Annotated in this window: 14 protein-coding genes; all 14 read right to left on the reverse strand. The window is 35.9% G+C overall.

Translation table 11 applies throughout. The features are described 5' to 3' along the window. Nucleotides 1-51 precede the first annotated feature (51 nt). The gene (locus tag LI114_RS10200; RefSeq protein WP_227220576.1) at nt 52-1,005 is read right to left on the reverse strand and encodes a recombinase family protein; all 954 of its coding nucleotides are present in this window, start codon (nt 1,003-1,005) and stop codon (nt 52-54) included. A gap of 71 nt (nt 1,006-1,076) precedes the next feature. Next, a complete protein-coding gene (locus LI114_RS10205; protein WP_118125351.1) occupies nt 1,077-1,196 on the reverse strand; it encodes a DUF3789 domain-containing protein in 120 nt (39 codons plus the stop codon). 10 nt (nt 1,197-1,206) lie between these two features. Next, complete coding sequence (locus LI114_RS10210) at nt 1,207-1,365, reverse strand: hypothetical protein (RefSeq protein WP_227220577.1); 159 nt, start codon at nt 1,363-1,365, stop codon at nt 1,207-1,209. Beyond that, nucleotides 1,358-1,705: a type II toxin-antitoxin system PemK/MazF family toxin gene (locus LI114_RS10215; protein ID WP_227220578.1), complete on the reverse strand. Its 348-nt coding sequence runs from the start codon at nt 1,703-1,705 to the stop codon at nt 1,358-1,360. Before LI114_RS10215 ends, LI114_RS10210 begins: the two co-directional genes overlap by 8 nt. Next, a complete protein-coding gene (locus tag LI114_RS10220) occupies nt 1,699-1,920 on the reverse strand; it encodes a hypothetical protein (protein WP_227220579.1) in 222 nt (73 codons plus the stop codon). The genes LI114_RS10215 and LI114_RS10220 overlap by 7 nt, the downstream gene beginning before the upstream one ends. 451 nt (nt 1,921-2,371) lie before the next feature. Then, nucleotides 2,372-2,812 (reverse strand): RNA polymerase sigma factor, encoded by a 441-nt coding sequence (locus tag LI114_RS10225; protein WP_177442754.1) that lies wholly within the window; start codon nt 2,810-2,812, stop codon nt 2,372-2,374. A gap of 215 nt (nt 2,813-3,027) precedes the next feature. Continuing rightward, the gene (locus LI114_RS10230; protein WP_227220580.1) at nt 3,028-8,967 is read right to left on the reverse strand and encodes an Ig-like domain repeat protein; all 5,940 of its coding nucleotides are present in this window, start codon (nt 8,965-8,967) and stop codon (nt 3,028-3,030) included. Next, nucleotides 8,964-9,365 carry a hypothetical protein gene (locus tag LI114_RS10235; protein ID WP_227220581.1) on the reverse strand — a complete coding sequence of 134 codons (402 nt, stop codon included), beginning with the start codon at nt 9,363-9,365 and terminating at the stop codon, nt 8,964-8,966. Before LI114_RS10235 ends, LI114_RS10230 begins: the two co-directional genes overlap by 4 nt. Further along, entirely contained in the window at nt 9,349-9,684 is a 336-nt protein-coding gene (locus LI114_RS10240) for a hypothetical protein (protein ID WP_227220582.1), read from the reverse strand. Before LI114_RS10240 ends, LI114_RS10235 begins: the two co-directional genes overlap by 17 nt. 8 nt (nt 9,685-9,692) lie before the next feature. After that, nucleotides 9,693-11,564 (reverse strand): protein kinase domain-containing protein, encoded by a 1,872-nt coding sequence (locus tag LI114_RS10245; RefSeq protein ID WP_227220583.1) that lies wholly within the window; start codon nt 11,562-11,564, stop codon nt 9,693-9,695. A gap of 126 nt (nt 11,565-11,690) precedes the next feature. Beyond that, on the reverse strand, nt 11,691-12,617 hold the full coding sequence (locus LI114_RS10250; protein ID WP_227220584.1) for an FRG domain-containing protein: 927 nt from the start codon (nt 12,615-12,617) through the stop codon (nt 11,691-11,693). A 176-nt stretch (nt 12,618-12,793) separates the two neighbouring features. Next, nucleotides 12,794-13,075: a hypothetical protein gene (locus LI114_RS10255; protein ID WP_227220585.1), complete on the reverse strand. Its 282-nt coding sequence runs from the start codon at nt 13,073-13,075 to the stop codon at nt 12,794-12,796. Nucleotides 13,076-13,166: 91 nt separating this feature from the next. Beyond that, the gene (locus LI114_RS10260) at nt 13,167-13,826 is read right to left on the reverse strand and encodes a hypothetical protein (RefSeq protein WP_227220586.1); all 660 of its coding nucleotides are present in this window, start codon (nt 13,824-13,826) and stop codon (nt 13,167-13,169) included. Next, nucleotides 13,816-15,054, reverse strand: coding sequence for a hypothetical protein (locus tag LI114_RS10265; protein ID WP_227220587.1), 1,239 nt, complete (start codon nt 15,052-15,054; stop codon nt 13,816-13,818). Before LI114_RS10265 ends, LI114_RS10260 begins: the two co-directional genes overlap by 11 nt. Nucleotides 15,055-15,091: the final 37 nt, after the last annotated feature.

The following is a 15,091-nucleotide window of genomic DNA, read 5'->3' on the forward strand; positions in this document are numbered from 1 at the left end:
CTGCTTAACTTCAAATCCTTGCGGTCAATGTGTCAAGTTTTATTGACAAAATCATTTCTTACAGTTGATTTTTCTCGACAACACATATTCGTTGCTAACATAATCTCTGTGACGGGATAGTAGCAACATCTGCACTCTGTGAAAAGTATCCTTATCAATAATAGCCGGATTTACGTATTTAGCATAATATTTCTGCTTTTCGCCGTAATTTCTTTTCTTTATGTGTGGAAGTATTTCCGTAACGTAACTTTGCTGGTATACTGCATTCCCTATATATCGTTCATTCTTTAGTACATATCTCACATTGTCAGCCTGCCACATAACTGAACATTTACTGCTTGGCACATTCATACTGTTAAGCTTATCTGCGATCATTTTTAATCCGTATCCGCTGCAGTACCATTCAAAAATCTGACGAACTATCGGTCTTTGATTTTCATCAATTTCTAAATCGCCATTTACCTTTTTAAATCCAAATGGCGGAGTAGCGTTTTTGTAAGTTCCATTCTGCATACGCTTTTGAACACTCCACCGCAAATTCTGCGATATAGAAGTCGATTCTTCCTGAGCCAGACCGCCCATAATCGTTATCATCATCTCGTCAGTCATATCAGCAGTATCGATGTTCTCTTTTTCAAACAGCACCGTTATGCCTAAGCTTTTCAGCTCTCTGATGTTTTTCAGACAGTCTTTGGTGTTTCGGGCAAATCGGCTGATAGACTTTGTATATATCCTGTCTATCTTGCCTTTCCGGCAGTCGCTTATCATTCGCTGAAATTCATCACGTTTGTCCTCACGAGTACCTGTTATTCCCTCATCTGCATATATGTCAACAAGCTGTTCTCTGTCAGACTTTTCGAAAGCTTTCTCGTAGTATCTTGTCTGAGCCATAAAGGAATTTATCTGATCTTCGCTGTTTGACGATACACGACAGTATGCCGCACAGCGGAGCTTATGGTTTTGTTCTTCTGATATTGTCGGCTGTATTATCGTTACTGTTGGCATTTTCTCACCTCCGTTTTACCAACAAGGATACCACAAGTTTTTCTGAAATGGTATCATCAAACCTAACGAAATTACTTATCCTTTCCTGTGCGGTTTTCATACTTATCTGCCTGTCCTGCCGCTGTACAAAGGCACATTACAGTTATGCCGATAAAAGCTCCGACAAATAAGCCAATAAAAAATCCCACCATTTTACCCCTCCTATGCTGCGTCCTTTGATGATTGAAATTCCCTGAAAATATCTTCTGTATTTCTATTGTTAAAGTCCTGCTTTTCGCTTTCTTCAAGAATTTTGTCAAGTTTATCTGCAAATATTCTTGCAATAAAATCGCTGTATTCTGCCTGTCCGAACTTAGTCATTAAAATCCACTCCTATGCTTATTTTCATCGCTCTGTTTATCTCGTCCATGATTTCTTTGTCAATCGACCCAACATACTCTCGCAATCTGTATCTGTCTATGGTTCGTATCTGCTCTGCAAGAACGATCGAATCTTTGGGCAATGCTTTTGAACCTCGGATATGAATATGAGTGGGCAGATAGTGCTTTTTAGCCGTTGAAATAGGCAGAACTACCAGGGTAGGACTATACTTATTTCCCACATTATTCTGTACGATCAGCACAGGCCGTATACCTCCTTGTTCCGAACCGACAACCGGATTTAAATCTGCATAAAAAATATCACCTCGTTTGATCAGCATTTTCGTTCACCTTTCTTTGGCATTACAAATCCATTTTTGTATCTCACACAGCTATGGAACGGACAGAACAGAACATCTGTATCCCTGTCATACCATACACAGCCGCAGCATAGATGCTTGTCCGATAATCTGATTGTCGGAACAGGAATATATACTCCAAATTTATTGTATTTCAGTTGAATATCTGATTTTTCAGGCATATCGTTATCATTCATATATCAGCCTCCTGACTTATAAATTTTATATGTAACAGGCGGTCTGCAAAACACGCAAACCGCCTTATATTCGTTTTGCCTTCGTCTGATTCGTAAATTTCAGACGATTTTCCGCAATATTTATCCTCGATACCCGTCACGGCGGAACTCTGCAAGCGACCGACAGCTTATCGGTCTCATGGGCATTTCACCCGCTATTTTAGCCCCTACTGGGAAGTATCATTATCCTCACACGTTTCATCGCCGTTCCTGAAAGCTGTTCCGAATTTTGAAACATCACATTTATCGCTCATCCTTTCGGAGTCTTGGCGTATGGTTTATTTGGCTGCCGAGATTTCATACCGGCCGTGTGATCAACGTACTTGCAGAGTTGATATTCTATTGTCAAGATTCTCATGGATTTGGATCGCTCCTTTTCCCTTTCACCCTGTAGCCGATGAGAATACCCTTTTTATGCGTTTGAAAATTGCCTTCTTAAAATTTCAGCGATTTTATTAATTGCACGGGATATATTTGACTGGTTTCTTAGTAGAATTGACGAAATTTCTTTTTGGGTGTACCCGTCAAATATGTACATTGTAAAAGCTTCACGCCAGATTTCCGGCAAAGACATGATCTGCGAATACACTTCCATGTCCTCAATCTCATCTATCCAGCCATAACGATTGTTTGCCGAATAATCATCATAAATCGTCAGCGTTCTGCTGCCTGAATTATCAAACAGTCCAACCGTTTTTTCGCTGTAACGCCGATTAGAGTTAAAAACCTCACGGTCAAACTCATAAATTTCCGCTATCTGTTTCTCAGTCATCCCTGCTTTTCTGTACTCCTCAGCGTTTTTTTGCCACTGTTCTTTAAATTTATTTTCCTCCAAGCCATGATTATAACTCATATTTTTACCTCCGTTTTGATTTTTTCGTTCTGAATCAAAACGAAGGCCTATGGGTATTTGGCAATGTTGCATTGCCAGTATTTAAAAATTGGCATAAAAATAGACCTTTCTGCTTTTAAAACAAAAAGGTCTATAAAGAAAAAGGAGTATAACTTTCGGCTTTAAAAGCTTTTGTTATACTCCATGTCAAATTTATAATTTTAAGAATTTTGTCTTTAACTATATCGCTTTTTCCTTACGAAATAGATTATCAGAATAATTATTCCGATGAATACGACAGAGGCTATTATAATGATCCACAGCCAGAAATATCCGATATGAATATTGTCTACCTCTTGAATACTGTATGTGTTTCCCGCAACATCTTCAAGTGTAATACCGACATTATGCCATCCGCCGTTAAGTGTAAATGACAGACTACCGTCCGTTTCCGAGTAAATAAAATCAATTTCCTTACCATTATCATACACTTTGCAATTTGTCTCATCAAGCAACTCGCTTATATTCGTAACAGTAATTGTGCGAGAATCTTCTCCAAAGTACCAGTGCCATGTTTTCAAGTCATCAGGAAGATTACATGAGGGCGGAATATTATCAATATGCATCTTACCCAGATCAATTCTTCCGTTTTCATTTTTAACTGACAAGTACAGCTCGGTATCCGTATCGTCCTGGAAGTTATCTTTGAAATACTCAGATTTCAATGTGTATCTGTAAACATTGACTCCATACATACTGTTATCAATTTCAGCCGTCAGATCAGTATTTTTTTCATCTCCGTTATAATCTCTCAGGACTATATCTATATCGGAATCATTCTTTGCAAGAACGACTATATCGATATCACTAAAATTATCGGGACGTTTGCTTATAGGATCTCCGTTTTCGTACTGGAATGAGTACCAGCCCGTTTTCTTGGCCGCATTGCTGTTCGAAATATACGCAAGAACATCGCTGTCCACCATTCTCATATATGTATTTGAATTAAGAATGCTTTCGTTACCGGCTTTATCTACCGCTATCAGTTCCAAAGCGTAAACTCCATCTTTTGAAAAATCGGGCAAGGTGAATAAATTTTTCTCATATATACCCGATTTATCTTTGTCAGAATCAAAATATACGCTGACAGGCTTCACTTCCGAAAGTTCTCTACCGTTTGTATATTCGGGAGTGTAAACTGTGAGAGAATACTTTATGTAATCAAAATTCACATCTGTAAATTCCACTGTCGGAACTGACTCGTCCTTTCTATCATACGGATATATATCCAGAAATTCTACGGCGTTTTTCTCATCAACAAAGCTTCCGTTTTTTGCCGATACGACTGGCAGCGTAGTATCGATCTCGAATATCTCGGAACTCCTATAATCGGAAGTATTTCCCGAAGGATCGGACGGAGATATTTCAATACGGTATACTGCGTCGTCATCAAATTTAATTGAAATCGTATGCGTATCATTATCGTCCGACCAATCGGCCATACTTACCATAGAATATGTAACATCGGTAAGATCGTTCTCGTTATGTTCTGTGCCAGCATCCTTTTTTAGTATTTTCAGCCCGACAAGATTCGGATCAAAGTTATGCTCGGTAATTTTAATGACCGCAGTTTTCTCCGTATTTAAATAATTTTCCGTATCACGACTTACAAAATCGCTGAAATTTTCTTCAACTACAGGTGGGGTTTCATCAACATAAAATCTTCTTACTTTTTCATAATCAAGATTTACTTCGGCTGAATGGCCTCCAAGATCTGTGCCTCTGATATCAAAAGTATAATCTCCCTCGCTGAAAGTAACAACTGCTCTGTGTTCCGTTGCAGACAGATCCTGAAAGCTAATATTCGGGATATTTCCGTTGTATGCATTTTCAATCGAAGCTTGAATCAATCCTGCATCAAAGTTTCTTTCAATTACATCAATCGTTATTACCGCTCTGTTTCCTGCATTGTAATAAATTGTATTGTTGACTCCGCCGTTGATATCCACATTTATTATCGGAGCAGTCTTGTCAATAGTGAATGTCTCACTTTGAACAATTTCATTGACATTACCCGAGTTATCCATTGCGTCGAACACCAATGTAATATCGTTATTGTCTTTATCAAAAATAAACGTTTTAGTGATTTCAGTTACAAGATTTACGTCTTTATTTGTTACGATCCATCCGTCGCCTATCTCGGAATCTACCTCAACACTTGTCCCGTCGACTTCAAGAACTCTTCTCTCAAATCCGTCGATTTCGGAAGTCTGATAGTAGCCTATTTCTCTGATACCCGATTTGGTATCGGTTATTGTTACTGTTACAGCAATATCATCAGTAAAGAGCTTGTTTCCGTTTGCATCGCTGTATCTGCTGTCGCCGATTCCGGAAATATTTATTTCAGGGGGAATATCTTCGGCAACAAAGGCCTTTGGAGTTTCTTCATCGGAATAATTTCCGACATTATCGAAAGCCTTAACAAATATCTGTCCTTTGAATTCTGCTGGAATATTGATAGGAGCTATGCCGTCGGAAATAATTGTTTCTCCTGTTTTTTCTTCTTTCAGTTCTCCGTTATCGTAAGAAACAAGACGGTATTCTGCTTTGTTAAGACCGGATGAAGGCGTGCTGTCGGAAATATGGATATTCGCAATAAAATCTTTTTTGAAATAATATCCGTACTCAAGATGTTCGATATATTCAGATGCCTCACTGATATTATCTGAAGTTTCAGGAAGGAATTCAAAACTGTCTACTTTGGGAGAATTTTTGTCAATATAGTAAGTAAAGCTTTCGGCTGAATTGACATTACCCGCATTATCTGTTGCTTCTATGGTAACCGTGTATTTTCCATCCTCCGGTTCGCCTGCAATTTCGGCAAAATAATCGGTATCAAAAGTGTAGATATGTCTTTCATTATCTCTTTCTTTTGCAATCTCAGTTGTCGATATCTTAGGAATGGCAGCACCGTTTTTATCGGCAGTCACATCAATCCCGTTGACCTTTATATCTGCATTACGAATTCCCGAATCCTTATCGTAAACAGATATGCTGATGTCTTTATTGGAGTTAAACCAGATTTGCTCATCAGTTCGTACTATTCCGTCACCTTTTGGCTTACTGATAGTAACTTTCGGCCTTTCCGTTTCGATCATAGCAAATACATTATCGGATACTCCTTTACCTTGATCTGCATTTTCTATATTGGGGCAACTTAGACTACTTTTACCGTATTTATCATAAGCAGTAACTATAATATTACTTTGAAACACTTTTGTACCAACAGGAATTTTGTAAGAATAAACGCCGTCGCCCTCGTCTTTCATTTCTCTTTCTTCATCTAAACCGTTATATTTTATTTTTACATGATCAATACCGCTGTCAAAATCAACATCTGAAACATATGCTTTAAAAATCAAGCTATCGTTGGAATATGCTCCAAACGAAAGTACATTCAGTATTTTATCGAGTGCAGAGCTTTCTTTCAAAACTGTAAATTTATTGATCGATGGTGGCTCGCAGTCAATATATACTGTACAAGGTTCCAGGGAAGCAGAGTTGCCTGCAACATCCGTAATATCTCCTGTTACAACATATTTATGTTCGGTTTCATAATTATAATCTATGCCTGTTGTATCTACAATAACAAAATATCCGTTTTCATCAGTCTGAATATCATTTCTTGTGAAATTCTTTTCTATGCCGTTTATCCAAAGTCTGATACTCTCAATTCCCGAAACGTCAGGCTTAGCATCTACATGAAATGTAACAATTTCATCCTTATCAAACCACAGATTTCCGTTGATTTCTTTTGCATTGTTTTTTTCAGCAGAAATTGTTCCGTCAGGCGGTAATTCATCTATTCCGATTACTTGTACAGCAGGGTATGGATCACAATTATTTCCTGCATTATCCGTAACCATAACTTTAATATGATGTATACCGTCTGACAAAGTTGATACATCTATCGGAAAATCATATGCATTCTCCTGATTTTCAGTAAAAGTTTCACTATGTAACGTATTGGTTATGCCGTCGTACTCATCTGTAATTTCAACACTGCCAATTCCGCTGCATATTCCGTCGTTATGTTTATCGTCATTTACATTTACAGTGAGAACTCCGCCTTCTTTATTATACCAGTATATCTTTTCTTCTTCGTTCTCTTCAATCGCCGAGGATTCGGAAGTATCAAAGGTGACTTCAGGAGGTTCACTTTCAACTGTAATTGTATTCTTTTTCATTTCAGTTATTTGGTCTTTTACATTGATCGTTTTATCAAAACCATCTTTGTCTACTGCCGTTATGAGCATGTTGTCGAACTTTGTGTTTTTCGAAATCACAAACACATACTCGTTCGCTTCATTGGGACTGCTAAGTTCTGCAATATTGCTGTTACCGTTGCTTAAAGATACACTTTTAACGCCTGAAACATAATCCGTCTCAGATATATCTTCAGCTTCGACAACAAGTTCGATATCCTCTTTGGCATAGTTTCCGAATTCCAGGAAATTAACGCAGTCCTCAAATTCTGTACTCCCCTTTTTACGAAAGCCCTTAATATTTATATTCGGAGGCTCGGTATCGCATCCGTTTTCCGAATCGCTGTATTTATATAGGTCCTCATTATAATTTCCGGCATTATCGGTAATTCTCAAATTCAATTCATACGGATATTTGTCCTCAGGTGCATCACTGTAATTTAATTTTACTGAAAAGTTAATGTCTCCATTTGGTTCTTTGGTATATTCACATTCTCCATTGTTGTTTATGCCATATTTAACAAGTTCATTATCTTCTTTAAGATTCCAAAAATATTCTATCGTATCAACGCCGGATTCACTATCCTTTATAGTTCCTGTTGCTTCAACGTAACGATCTTGATTATTGTAAGTAATTTTTATTTTCGGTTTTGCAGGGATGATCTTGTCAAGTATAACTCGATTCTTATTATAATTATTAACGAAATTACCATTTGCATCAGTAATTTTTAGTTCTTCTTTCTCACCATTCCCAAATTCATTTTCAGCATATGATGTCAACTTAAAATCGGCAAAGCTTTCTGCGGGTATTTCTATTTTAAAATATGCTATATAGTAATAGACTCCGTTATCTTCATACTTTTCAGATTCATAAGGTTCTATTTCTGTTCCGTTTCCCAGATTTAGATGTATATTAGTCGGATTATCAATGTCTGTTCCTCTTGCGGTAATAGCCAATTCAAAATCATTTTTTGTAACTATACCAAAATCCTCAAATTTAAAAAAGCCGTTATCTTCTTCTGTCATGATTTCCGCTTTTACAATTGCAGGCTTTCTATTGCAATAATAAGGAAATTCAAGTTTTTCACTTACTGCTCCGTAATATATTGAATCACGATCATTATTTCTCAAATAATATACGATGGTATTCGGTTTATTTTCTGACGTTTCTTTGAGATTCACAATAACAGATTCATTAAAATCATCTTCAGCAAGTTTTTGATTATCAAGACCTATTAAATATCCTGACGGAGCTTTTAATTCAAGACTATTGAGATGATATACATCAGCTTCATTTTCTATAATTGCAACTGCATGGGTTTCATATCTCTTGATCTCAAATTTACAATCATTGGCAATTTTAGGAACATAGTCAGAATTGTTACATACTGGCGTATCATATTCGTATTCATCACCATTATGTATAAGACTAACTGACACATTAACGTCATTTACATTTTGATCTTCAATTTTACAAGGTATGACATCAGGCGGATTTTGGCCATAGAATATGTATGTAATTGTAGGAATTACAATAAGTTCCTTAGGCAAAACAACTATAGGAACTTGTATTTCGTTGGGTGCATTTGCTATCTTATATTTGAACGAGTCATTTCCTGAAAGTCTGAAATTAGTAACAATCACTGTCTGCAAAGAACTGCCAGGATATTCAGTTACATCTGCTTCAAGATACACTTCGTCCTCTTCCGCTTTTCCATAAAGAATAATTTCAGAAAAATCGCTTTCAAGAGTTCCATTAATTTTTCTTATTGTAATTTTATCGGCAAAATCATCCTCCAAGAAAACTTCGATCACATCAATATCTTCTTCAAATTCAGCTATAACAGACAAAGGAAAGCAATTCATAACAAAAAGAATCGCTATAAAAACAGACAAAATTCTTTTTTTCATTTTAAACACTCCATTCTTTTTATTACAAAATATGTTTCAGCAGAAAACAGTATTAAAAATAAATTTATTGGAAGGATAAATTCATTATCACTCCAAAATACTAAAACAGGAATCAGTACAATAACCGATATAAAAAATATTACTCCAACTATTCGTCTTGTTTTCGACATCTTGACTTTAGCATGCTTTTTGCAGATCACGAAAAGTATTATTTGAATAATTATTCCCAATATCAATCCGCCCCAGAACAATGAAGCAACAATATACGCCGCAGCAGAAAGGCTATCTTCAAAATCAAGGAATGGAATAACAAGCAAGCCTGACGAAGAGATAAAAAAACAAATTTCCGATATAATATTCAATACCTTTAGCTTCACAATATCAATCCTGTTTTTCATTTTCGTTAAACGCACTTGACAGTGCTTTGTAAAATTCTCCTTTATAACTGCTCCTTTTGTATTTATACAAATACAAGATCATACCTACGATAAACGAAAGAACTGCCAACGCTGCGGCGATCAGAAGAGGTCCTATTATCCAAGGTGAATCATACTTTAAGTCAAGCATATTTTCAACAGAGGAGTATTTCCCCGATATTTGTAAAATAGCAAATAGCACAGCAAAAAACAGCACAGAAACTAACAACGCTTTGAAAAATGCGCTTAGAACATAATGAATCAGCATATGCTTTTCAAAAAACTTTTTCAAAATACCCATAATATACTTCACCCAATTTCCTTAAAAAATTCCTGTATTTCGCCTCTGACGGTGTCCTCATATTTTGAGATCATCCTGATGCTTTCGTCATTATCCAGCACGTTTTTCAGCTTTATAACAGCATTCTTAAACGCATTATCGTCCTTGTATTTTTTCAAAGTTTCATATGCTTCGATGATCTCGGTTCTTCCGACCTCTGCGTTATAAATCGCCGTTGCCAATTCGTAGCCTGCACAGTCATACTCTGTACCGAGCTTTACGATACCTGTTGAAATTTCCTTAAAATTCTTTGTATTGGCGTTCTGCATTAATTCGTCGATATATCTGCCCATATGCTCACTGTCGGGCATATCTCCAAGTAATTCCATAAGCATTGCTGCTTCCTGTTCGTCGATATCTCCGTCGGAATATGTAAATGCAGCGATCATAGTATATGTAGCGTCCATTTTACCGCTCGGAGCGGTTTTCATCAGATCGTTTGCTATGGTCTCCAGTTTATAAAACTGTGTAACGTTATAATCTGCTGTAAGGCTGTCCCATTTATCCTCGGCAATACTGAAACCTACCGCTCTGTAAATAATGGAGATCATCAAAAATGTAACGCATACGGCAAGCATAACACCAAACATAGTGAAAGCGTTTCTTACCTTGATATTTTCGGCTCTAACAATCGTAGGAGCAGAATTTTTAGCTTCTTCAATATCCTTTTTCAGCGTTCTGTATGAGTGATAAAAATCATCGTTATCGAGATTTAGATAGTTCTTGTTGCGTTCTTTAGTACACTTTTTTATGATATTCTCAAGCTTTTTATGATAATGCAGAGAAGTAATCGTCAGATCTCGGCTACAATATGCTGCATCATTAAGAAAATGATTCTTGTAAAAATCATGACTTTCTTTAGAAAATTCTTCGCTCTTAGTAACTAACTCGAATATATTCAGGCACTCCCAGAAAGTTGCTCCGAATGAGAATATATCGCTTTCAATAGACATTTTCCCCGGCTCAAAATGCTGCTTGAACGGAAACTGCGAATCGTCCGCCGCTTCAGCATAGCATTCAGGAGCGGCATATCCCAGCGTTCCGTACTGATACATTTTTTCTATGGATTCGTTGTCATTATAGTTTACTTTTGCAAGATCGCTGACTGCAAATCTGTCGGCTTTGGTAATTCTTTTTGATCTTCCGAAATCTATTAAAACAAGCTCCTTACCGTACTTGGTCACCATTATATTTTCCGGTTTAATATCAAGATGCAGAATATTTTTCTTTTCCGTTACAAATTCAAGTATCTCGCAAAGGTTTATCATAAACTGAAATATCTCGCTCTGATATTTCAGAACATTGTCGTAATTCTTGTAATAGCTTAGATTAACAATGCTCTTTTCATCTTCCGTGTATTTATGGTAATCTACGACTTTGCTGAGATTGTTTTCAAGCTGTTCGATCTTTCTGAGTTTCCACCGTTCCTGCCGGCAGTACTCTTCAAGCGACCAGCCGTCGATATATTCTTCAACAACGCAGAAATATCCCGAGGCGTTTATCACCCCGCTTTTTATTTTATCGCATGGCAGGCTGAAATCGCCAAGGCTTTCGATAACGTCATAGATACGGACTATTGATCTGCATTCTTGAAGATCCTCGAAAATTTTCAGTTCCTCGTCCTTGAAAACCTTGACTCTGTCAATTTTCGTTCCGTTTACATAAACATATTTGGGCTTGAATTTCAAAACACAGGAAAACTGAAGACCGCCTTTATCAGCAGTTTTCAGTCCCCTGTAAACTATGCTTTCCGTGCCTATTGCAATAAATCCGTCTTGATTTATGCCATACGATGTATCTACCGTGTACTTGAATTTTGTTCCGATTATTTCGCTGCTCATTTATTTCTCAGATCCTTGCCTTTAAATCTATTCATTCTTTAAAATATATTCATATTTATTATCTTCACTCCATTGGCAATCCCTTTGTATGACTTCCACCGTTGGAAGAAGTTAACGTTATATCTGTTAGCTATTAATGCTGGCTTTAATTGTTTCTAAAATTTTATATATTTGCCGCTCTCCCGATTCTTTTGCAGTGTTACCAGCTATATCAAGCTCTGTTGTTTCTCCGTAGATTGATGAATTATTGAGATTTAATACATTCAAACAACTTGAAAAATAACTCACCTCAGAATAAGGAATATGAATTGTATACATAAACTTATTTATTTCTGTAGAAGAATATGTATCAATAGGTTTAATCTGAGAAGAATAAAACATAAAATTGCCTGATTGACGACACATCCTGTAGCCTAATTTTTTAGATTTTATACATATAGGCAGATAATCATTTCTTGAATAATCTATAAGGAATTTGTTGGTTGAATCACATACCGGCAATGGCTCTGTTAATCTCTTTGATTCGCCATTATTAGATTTAACTATACAATTACAATACCCATTATAAACGTACGGATTAATAATATACACTCTTGCTTCGTCATCAATATTGCTTTCATTAATCGGTAATTGAATCCCATTAATTGCAAAGAACAATCCAACCATCGGATCTTCGGTCCAATCTAATAAAGACGTAGGCATACCATAATGTTGAGCAAAACAGAGCCATTCCATATCATTCATTTTACATGCAGGTTCAAGATTATTTTTAATAACTTCATCTTTAAATACTTTAAGCATCGTAAACTGATTAGGAAAACTTACTTCCTGACCACACTCCCTATGAGTTCTTGATTTAGGAATAATAAGAGTTCCGTAGTGATCAGTTGTCTCATAACATAAATTATCTCTAAACAATGTTGGATCGAGATGCCAGAACGATGTCATTTGCCCTCTGTACCATAAAGGATTTTGTTCAATGGACTGTATTGTTTTTAACACATCAACATATTCTTCTATTGTTGTTACAGTGTAGTCTCTATTATTGTTCATAAAAACCTCTTTATTATAAACGATATTTTTTAATAATCCATCTATTTCTCTACTAAACGATCTTTACAATGCTCCTTGCACCATTGCCAAACTTTTTACAACCGTCCTTAAACTTTTCCAAGTCGCTTTTTCGCATTCGGGTTTCAAATGAAAGTTACAGCGTGTTTACAACCACATTATAATTTTTGTCGCAAAAACATATCCGTATTTTTTTTATTATTATACTGTTTACAAACAGTTGTGATTATTTCTTCTTTTTCTCTTTGTGTTATTTTTTTCTCATCTTTAGGATATAACCATTTGGCAGAATCAATAGATGCCATAAATTCATGCAATCCCAATTCGCCTTTAAACCTGATAACACGACCCTTATAAACTATATTAAGGACTTCTTTATTAGTAAATTTAACTTTTATTGTTTCCTCATGCTTGAGTGAATTATTATCTTGTATATTCAAAATTAATCACCGTCTTTTATTTGTTGTTAATGAAATTAAAAGATATACCATTTTCGAAAGGCGTTTCCAAAGACGGAATTGCTATGTTAAGTCACTCAATATGAATTCCCAATTCACTTAGAGATTCTAAACATTCATTATATCCATCACAATGCTTGTTAATTATAGATATATCTTTAAATTTTATTTTTTTATTTTCTTTAAAATGTGCGAAAATATAATCTATTGCAGCTAATTCTTCATGTTTCAAATCATATTCTTTCTTCCAATATTCCTTTAACTCCTCATGACTTACTGCAATATTGACTATATATTCTCCACCGTTAGCTATAAACAACTGATTGTCATCATTTGTATATATTTCATTTCCATCGTTCCAGAAAGCAACAGTCGCCATAGGTTGAACTATTCCGTCCTTTTCATCATACAAATATTCAAGCGTTTCATTTTGCGCAAGAAACTTGATTTTTGTCGGTGCACCTTCATACAAAGATATTGCTTTGTAATTTGGATACCATTTTATGCGCATACTTGTTTCCTCACGGGCAGCACCTGATAAAATATGTTCAGATAAGTCGAAGGAAATAGTTCCTCTTTCAGACCCGTCGTGAAAACAATAATTATTTCCGTCCCAAGACTGAGTATAAGAAAAAAAAGGATCTTTAAGATTGGAAATTGCATGTGCAATAGAAGAATAAATGCAATTATAATATAATGTCTCGAAGTCTATCACAACTATTCTATTTTTCATTTTCATCCTCCTTAAAAGCATTATACATTCCCTGTGTAAATGAATTTGTACCTGTAACTCCAGAGAAAATTGCCGCTAATGTATTACTTTTATCTGGAACACTATGAAATATATAGTCTGCATCAGTGAATAAAAGCTGATTTGACTTAGCACTATTAGCCGCTCTCTCAATAACCTGAGCATTGCTAAAACTATTTGTCCCACCATTTGCTCTAGCAACAATATGATCTATTTGAGCCTCATTTTTTGGCGGTTTTACACCCTTCATAGACTTTTTAGGCTGTTCCAGAATTTTGCCGGTTTTATCACTTCGCAACTGCCCATTATTACGAGTTCTGTTTTCATTTAAAATCTCGGATTTACGAGTTTTATCATATTTTGCTCCTGGTTTATGTTTCATATTAGGATGGTTTGCATCCAAATTCGAATATCCTATTTTGCCATTTTCTATCGCTTTCTGCCTTGCAATAAACTCTTTGCCAGAAATCCCTTTGATGGAATTATACATATTTCCTATGGAGTAAAAACCATTTGATACAGCACTTAAAATATTCAAACCTTTTTGCCATGCTTTAAATGTTGAATTTTTAACATTCCCCCATGTATCAATTATATTTAATGTACTTGAACCAAGAGTTGAAAGTATCGCTATTGCAGCAACTGTATAGCTTGTTACAGTTGCGATAGTTAAAGCCGTACCTGCTGATACTCCCAAAGTAGTCAAAGTTGTAGTTAACAGAGGAACTAGAGCTAACCCACCAGAAGCAACAACAGCAACTATAGCTAATACCGCTCCTATCACAATTGTTACTGTGATGAGAATCTCTTTCCAATGCTCCTTACACCACTCACAAGCGTTATCTACTTTTTCTTCCAGCCAGTTTTTTTCAATATCCGGTTTTAAGTATTCATACTTATCGTAAAAATCATTCTTACTTTGATTAATGGCATCAGCGGCATCACCGTCAATACGCACCACATCGGCAACAAACTCATTTACATCTTTTTTGAGATTATCAAGAGCGTCAATTTTATCTCCCTGAGTCTGGGTAGACGACTTTACGGAATTGATCACATCATCAACATTGCATATGCTGCTATCAATTTTAAGAACTTTTGATTTAAGCGATTTTAAATCAGACTTATATTCTTTTACCGCTTTTTTAGCATTGTTTATCAGACTTGACATCTGATTCACTTTGCCTGCGTATAAAGTTATCGTTGCCATATATTCACTTCCTTGCTACAATAAATATATCTAGGCT

The sequence above is a fragment of the Ruminococcus sp. 210702-SL.1.03 genome (genome assembly GCF_020559915.1).
Lineage (GTDB): Bacteria > Bacillota > Clostridia > Oscillospirales > Ruminococcaceae > YE71.

Excerpts from the sequence above, each read along its gene's own strand:
- LI114_RS10200 (WP_227220576.1), bottom strand. The coding sequence starts at position 1,005 with ATGCCAACAGTAACGATAATACAGCCGACAATATCAGAAGAACAAAAC.
- LI114_RS10205 (WP_118125351.1), bottom strand. The coding sequence starts at position 1,196 with ATGGTGGGATTTTTTATTGGCTTATTTGTCGGAGCTTTTATCGGCATA.
- LI114_RS10210 (WP_227220577.1), bottom strand. The coding sequence starts at position 1,365 with ATGACTAAGTTCGGACAGGCAGAATACAGCGATTTTATTGCAAGAATA.
- LI114_RS10215 (WP_227220578.1), bottom strand. The coding sequence starts at position 1,705 with ATGCTGATCAAACGAGGTGATATTTTTTATGCAGATTTAAATCCGGTT.
- LI114_RS10220 (WP_227220579.1), bottom strand. The coding sequence starts at position 1,920 with ATGAATGATAACGATATGCCTGAAAAATCAGATATTCAACTGAAATAC.
- LI114_RS10225 (WP_177442754.1), bottom strand. The coding sequence starts at position 2,812 with ATGAGTTATAATCATGGCTTGGAGGAAAATAAATTTAAAGAACAGTGG.
- LI114_RS10230 (WP_227220580.1), bottom strand. The coding sequence starts at position 8,967 with ATGAAAAAAAGAATTTTGTCTGTTTTTATAGCGATTCTTTTTGTTATG.
- LI114_RS10235 (WP_227220581.1), bottom strand. The coding sequence starts at position 9,365 with ATGAAAAACAGGATTGATATTGTGAAGCTAAAGGTATTGAATATTATA.
- LI114_RS10240 (WP_227220582.1), bottom strand. The coding sequence starts at position 9,684 with ATGGGTATTTTGAAAAAGTTTTTTGAAAAGCATATGCTGATTCATTAT.
- LI114_RS10245 (WP_227220583.1), bottom strand. The coding sequence starts at position 11,564 with ATGAGCAGCGAAATAATCGGAACAAAATTCAAGTACACGGTAGATACA.
- LI114_RS10250 (WP_227220584.1), bottom strand. The coding sequence starts at position 12,617 with ATGAACAATAATAGAGACTACACTGTAACAACAATAGAAGAATATGTT.
- LI114_RS10260 (WP_227220586.1), bottom strand. The coding sequence starts at position 13,826 with ATGAAAAATAGAATAGTTGTGATAGACTTCGAGACATTATATTATAAT.
- LI114_RS10265 (WP_227220587.1), bottom strand. The coding sequence starts at position 15,054 with ATGGCAACGATAACTTTATACGCAGGCAAAGTGAATCAGATGTCAAGT.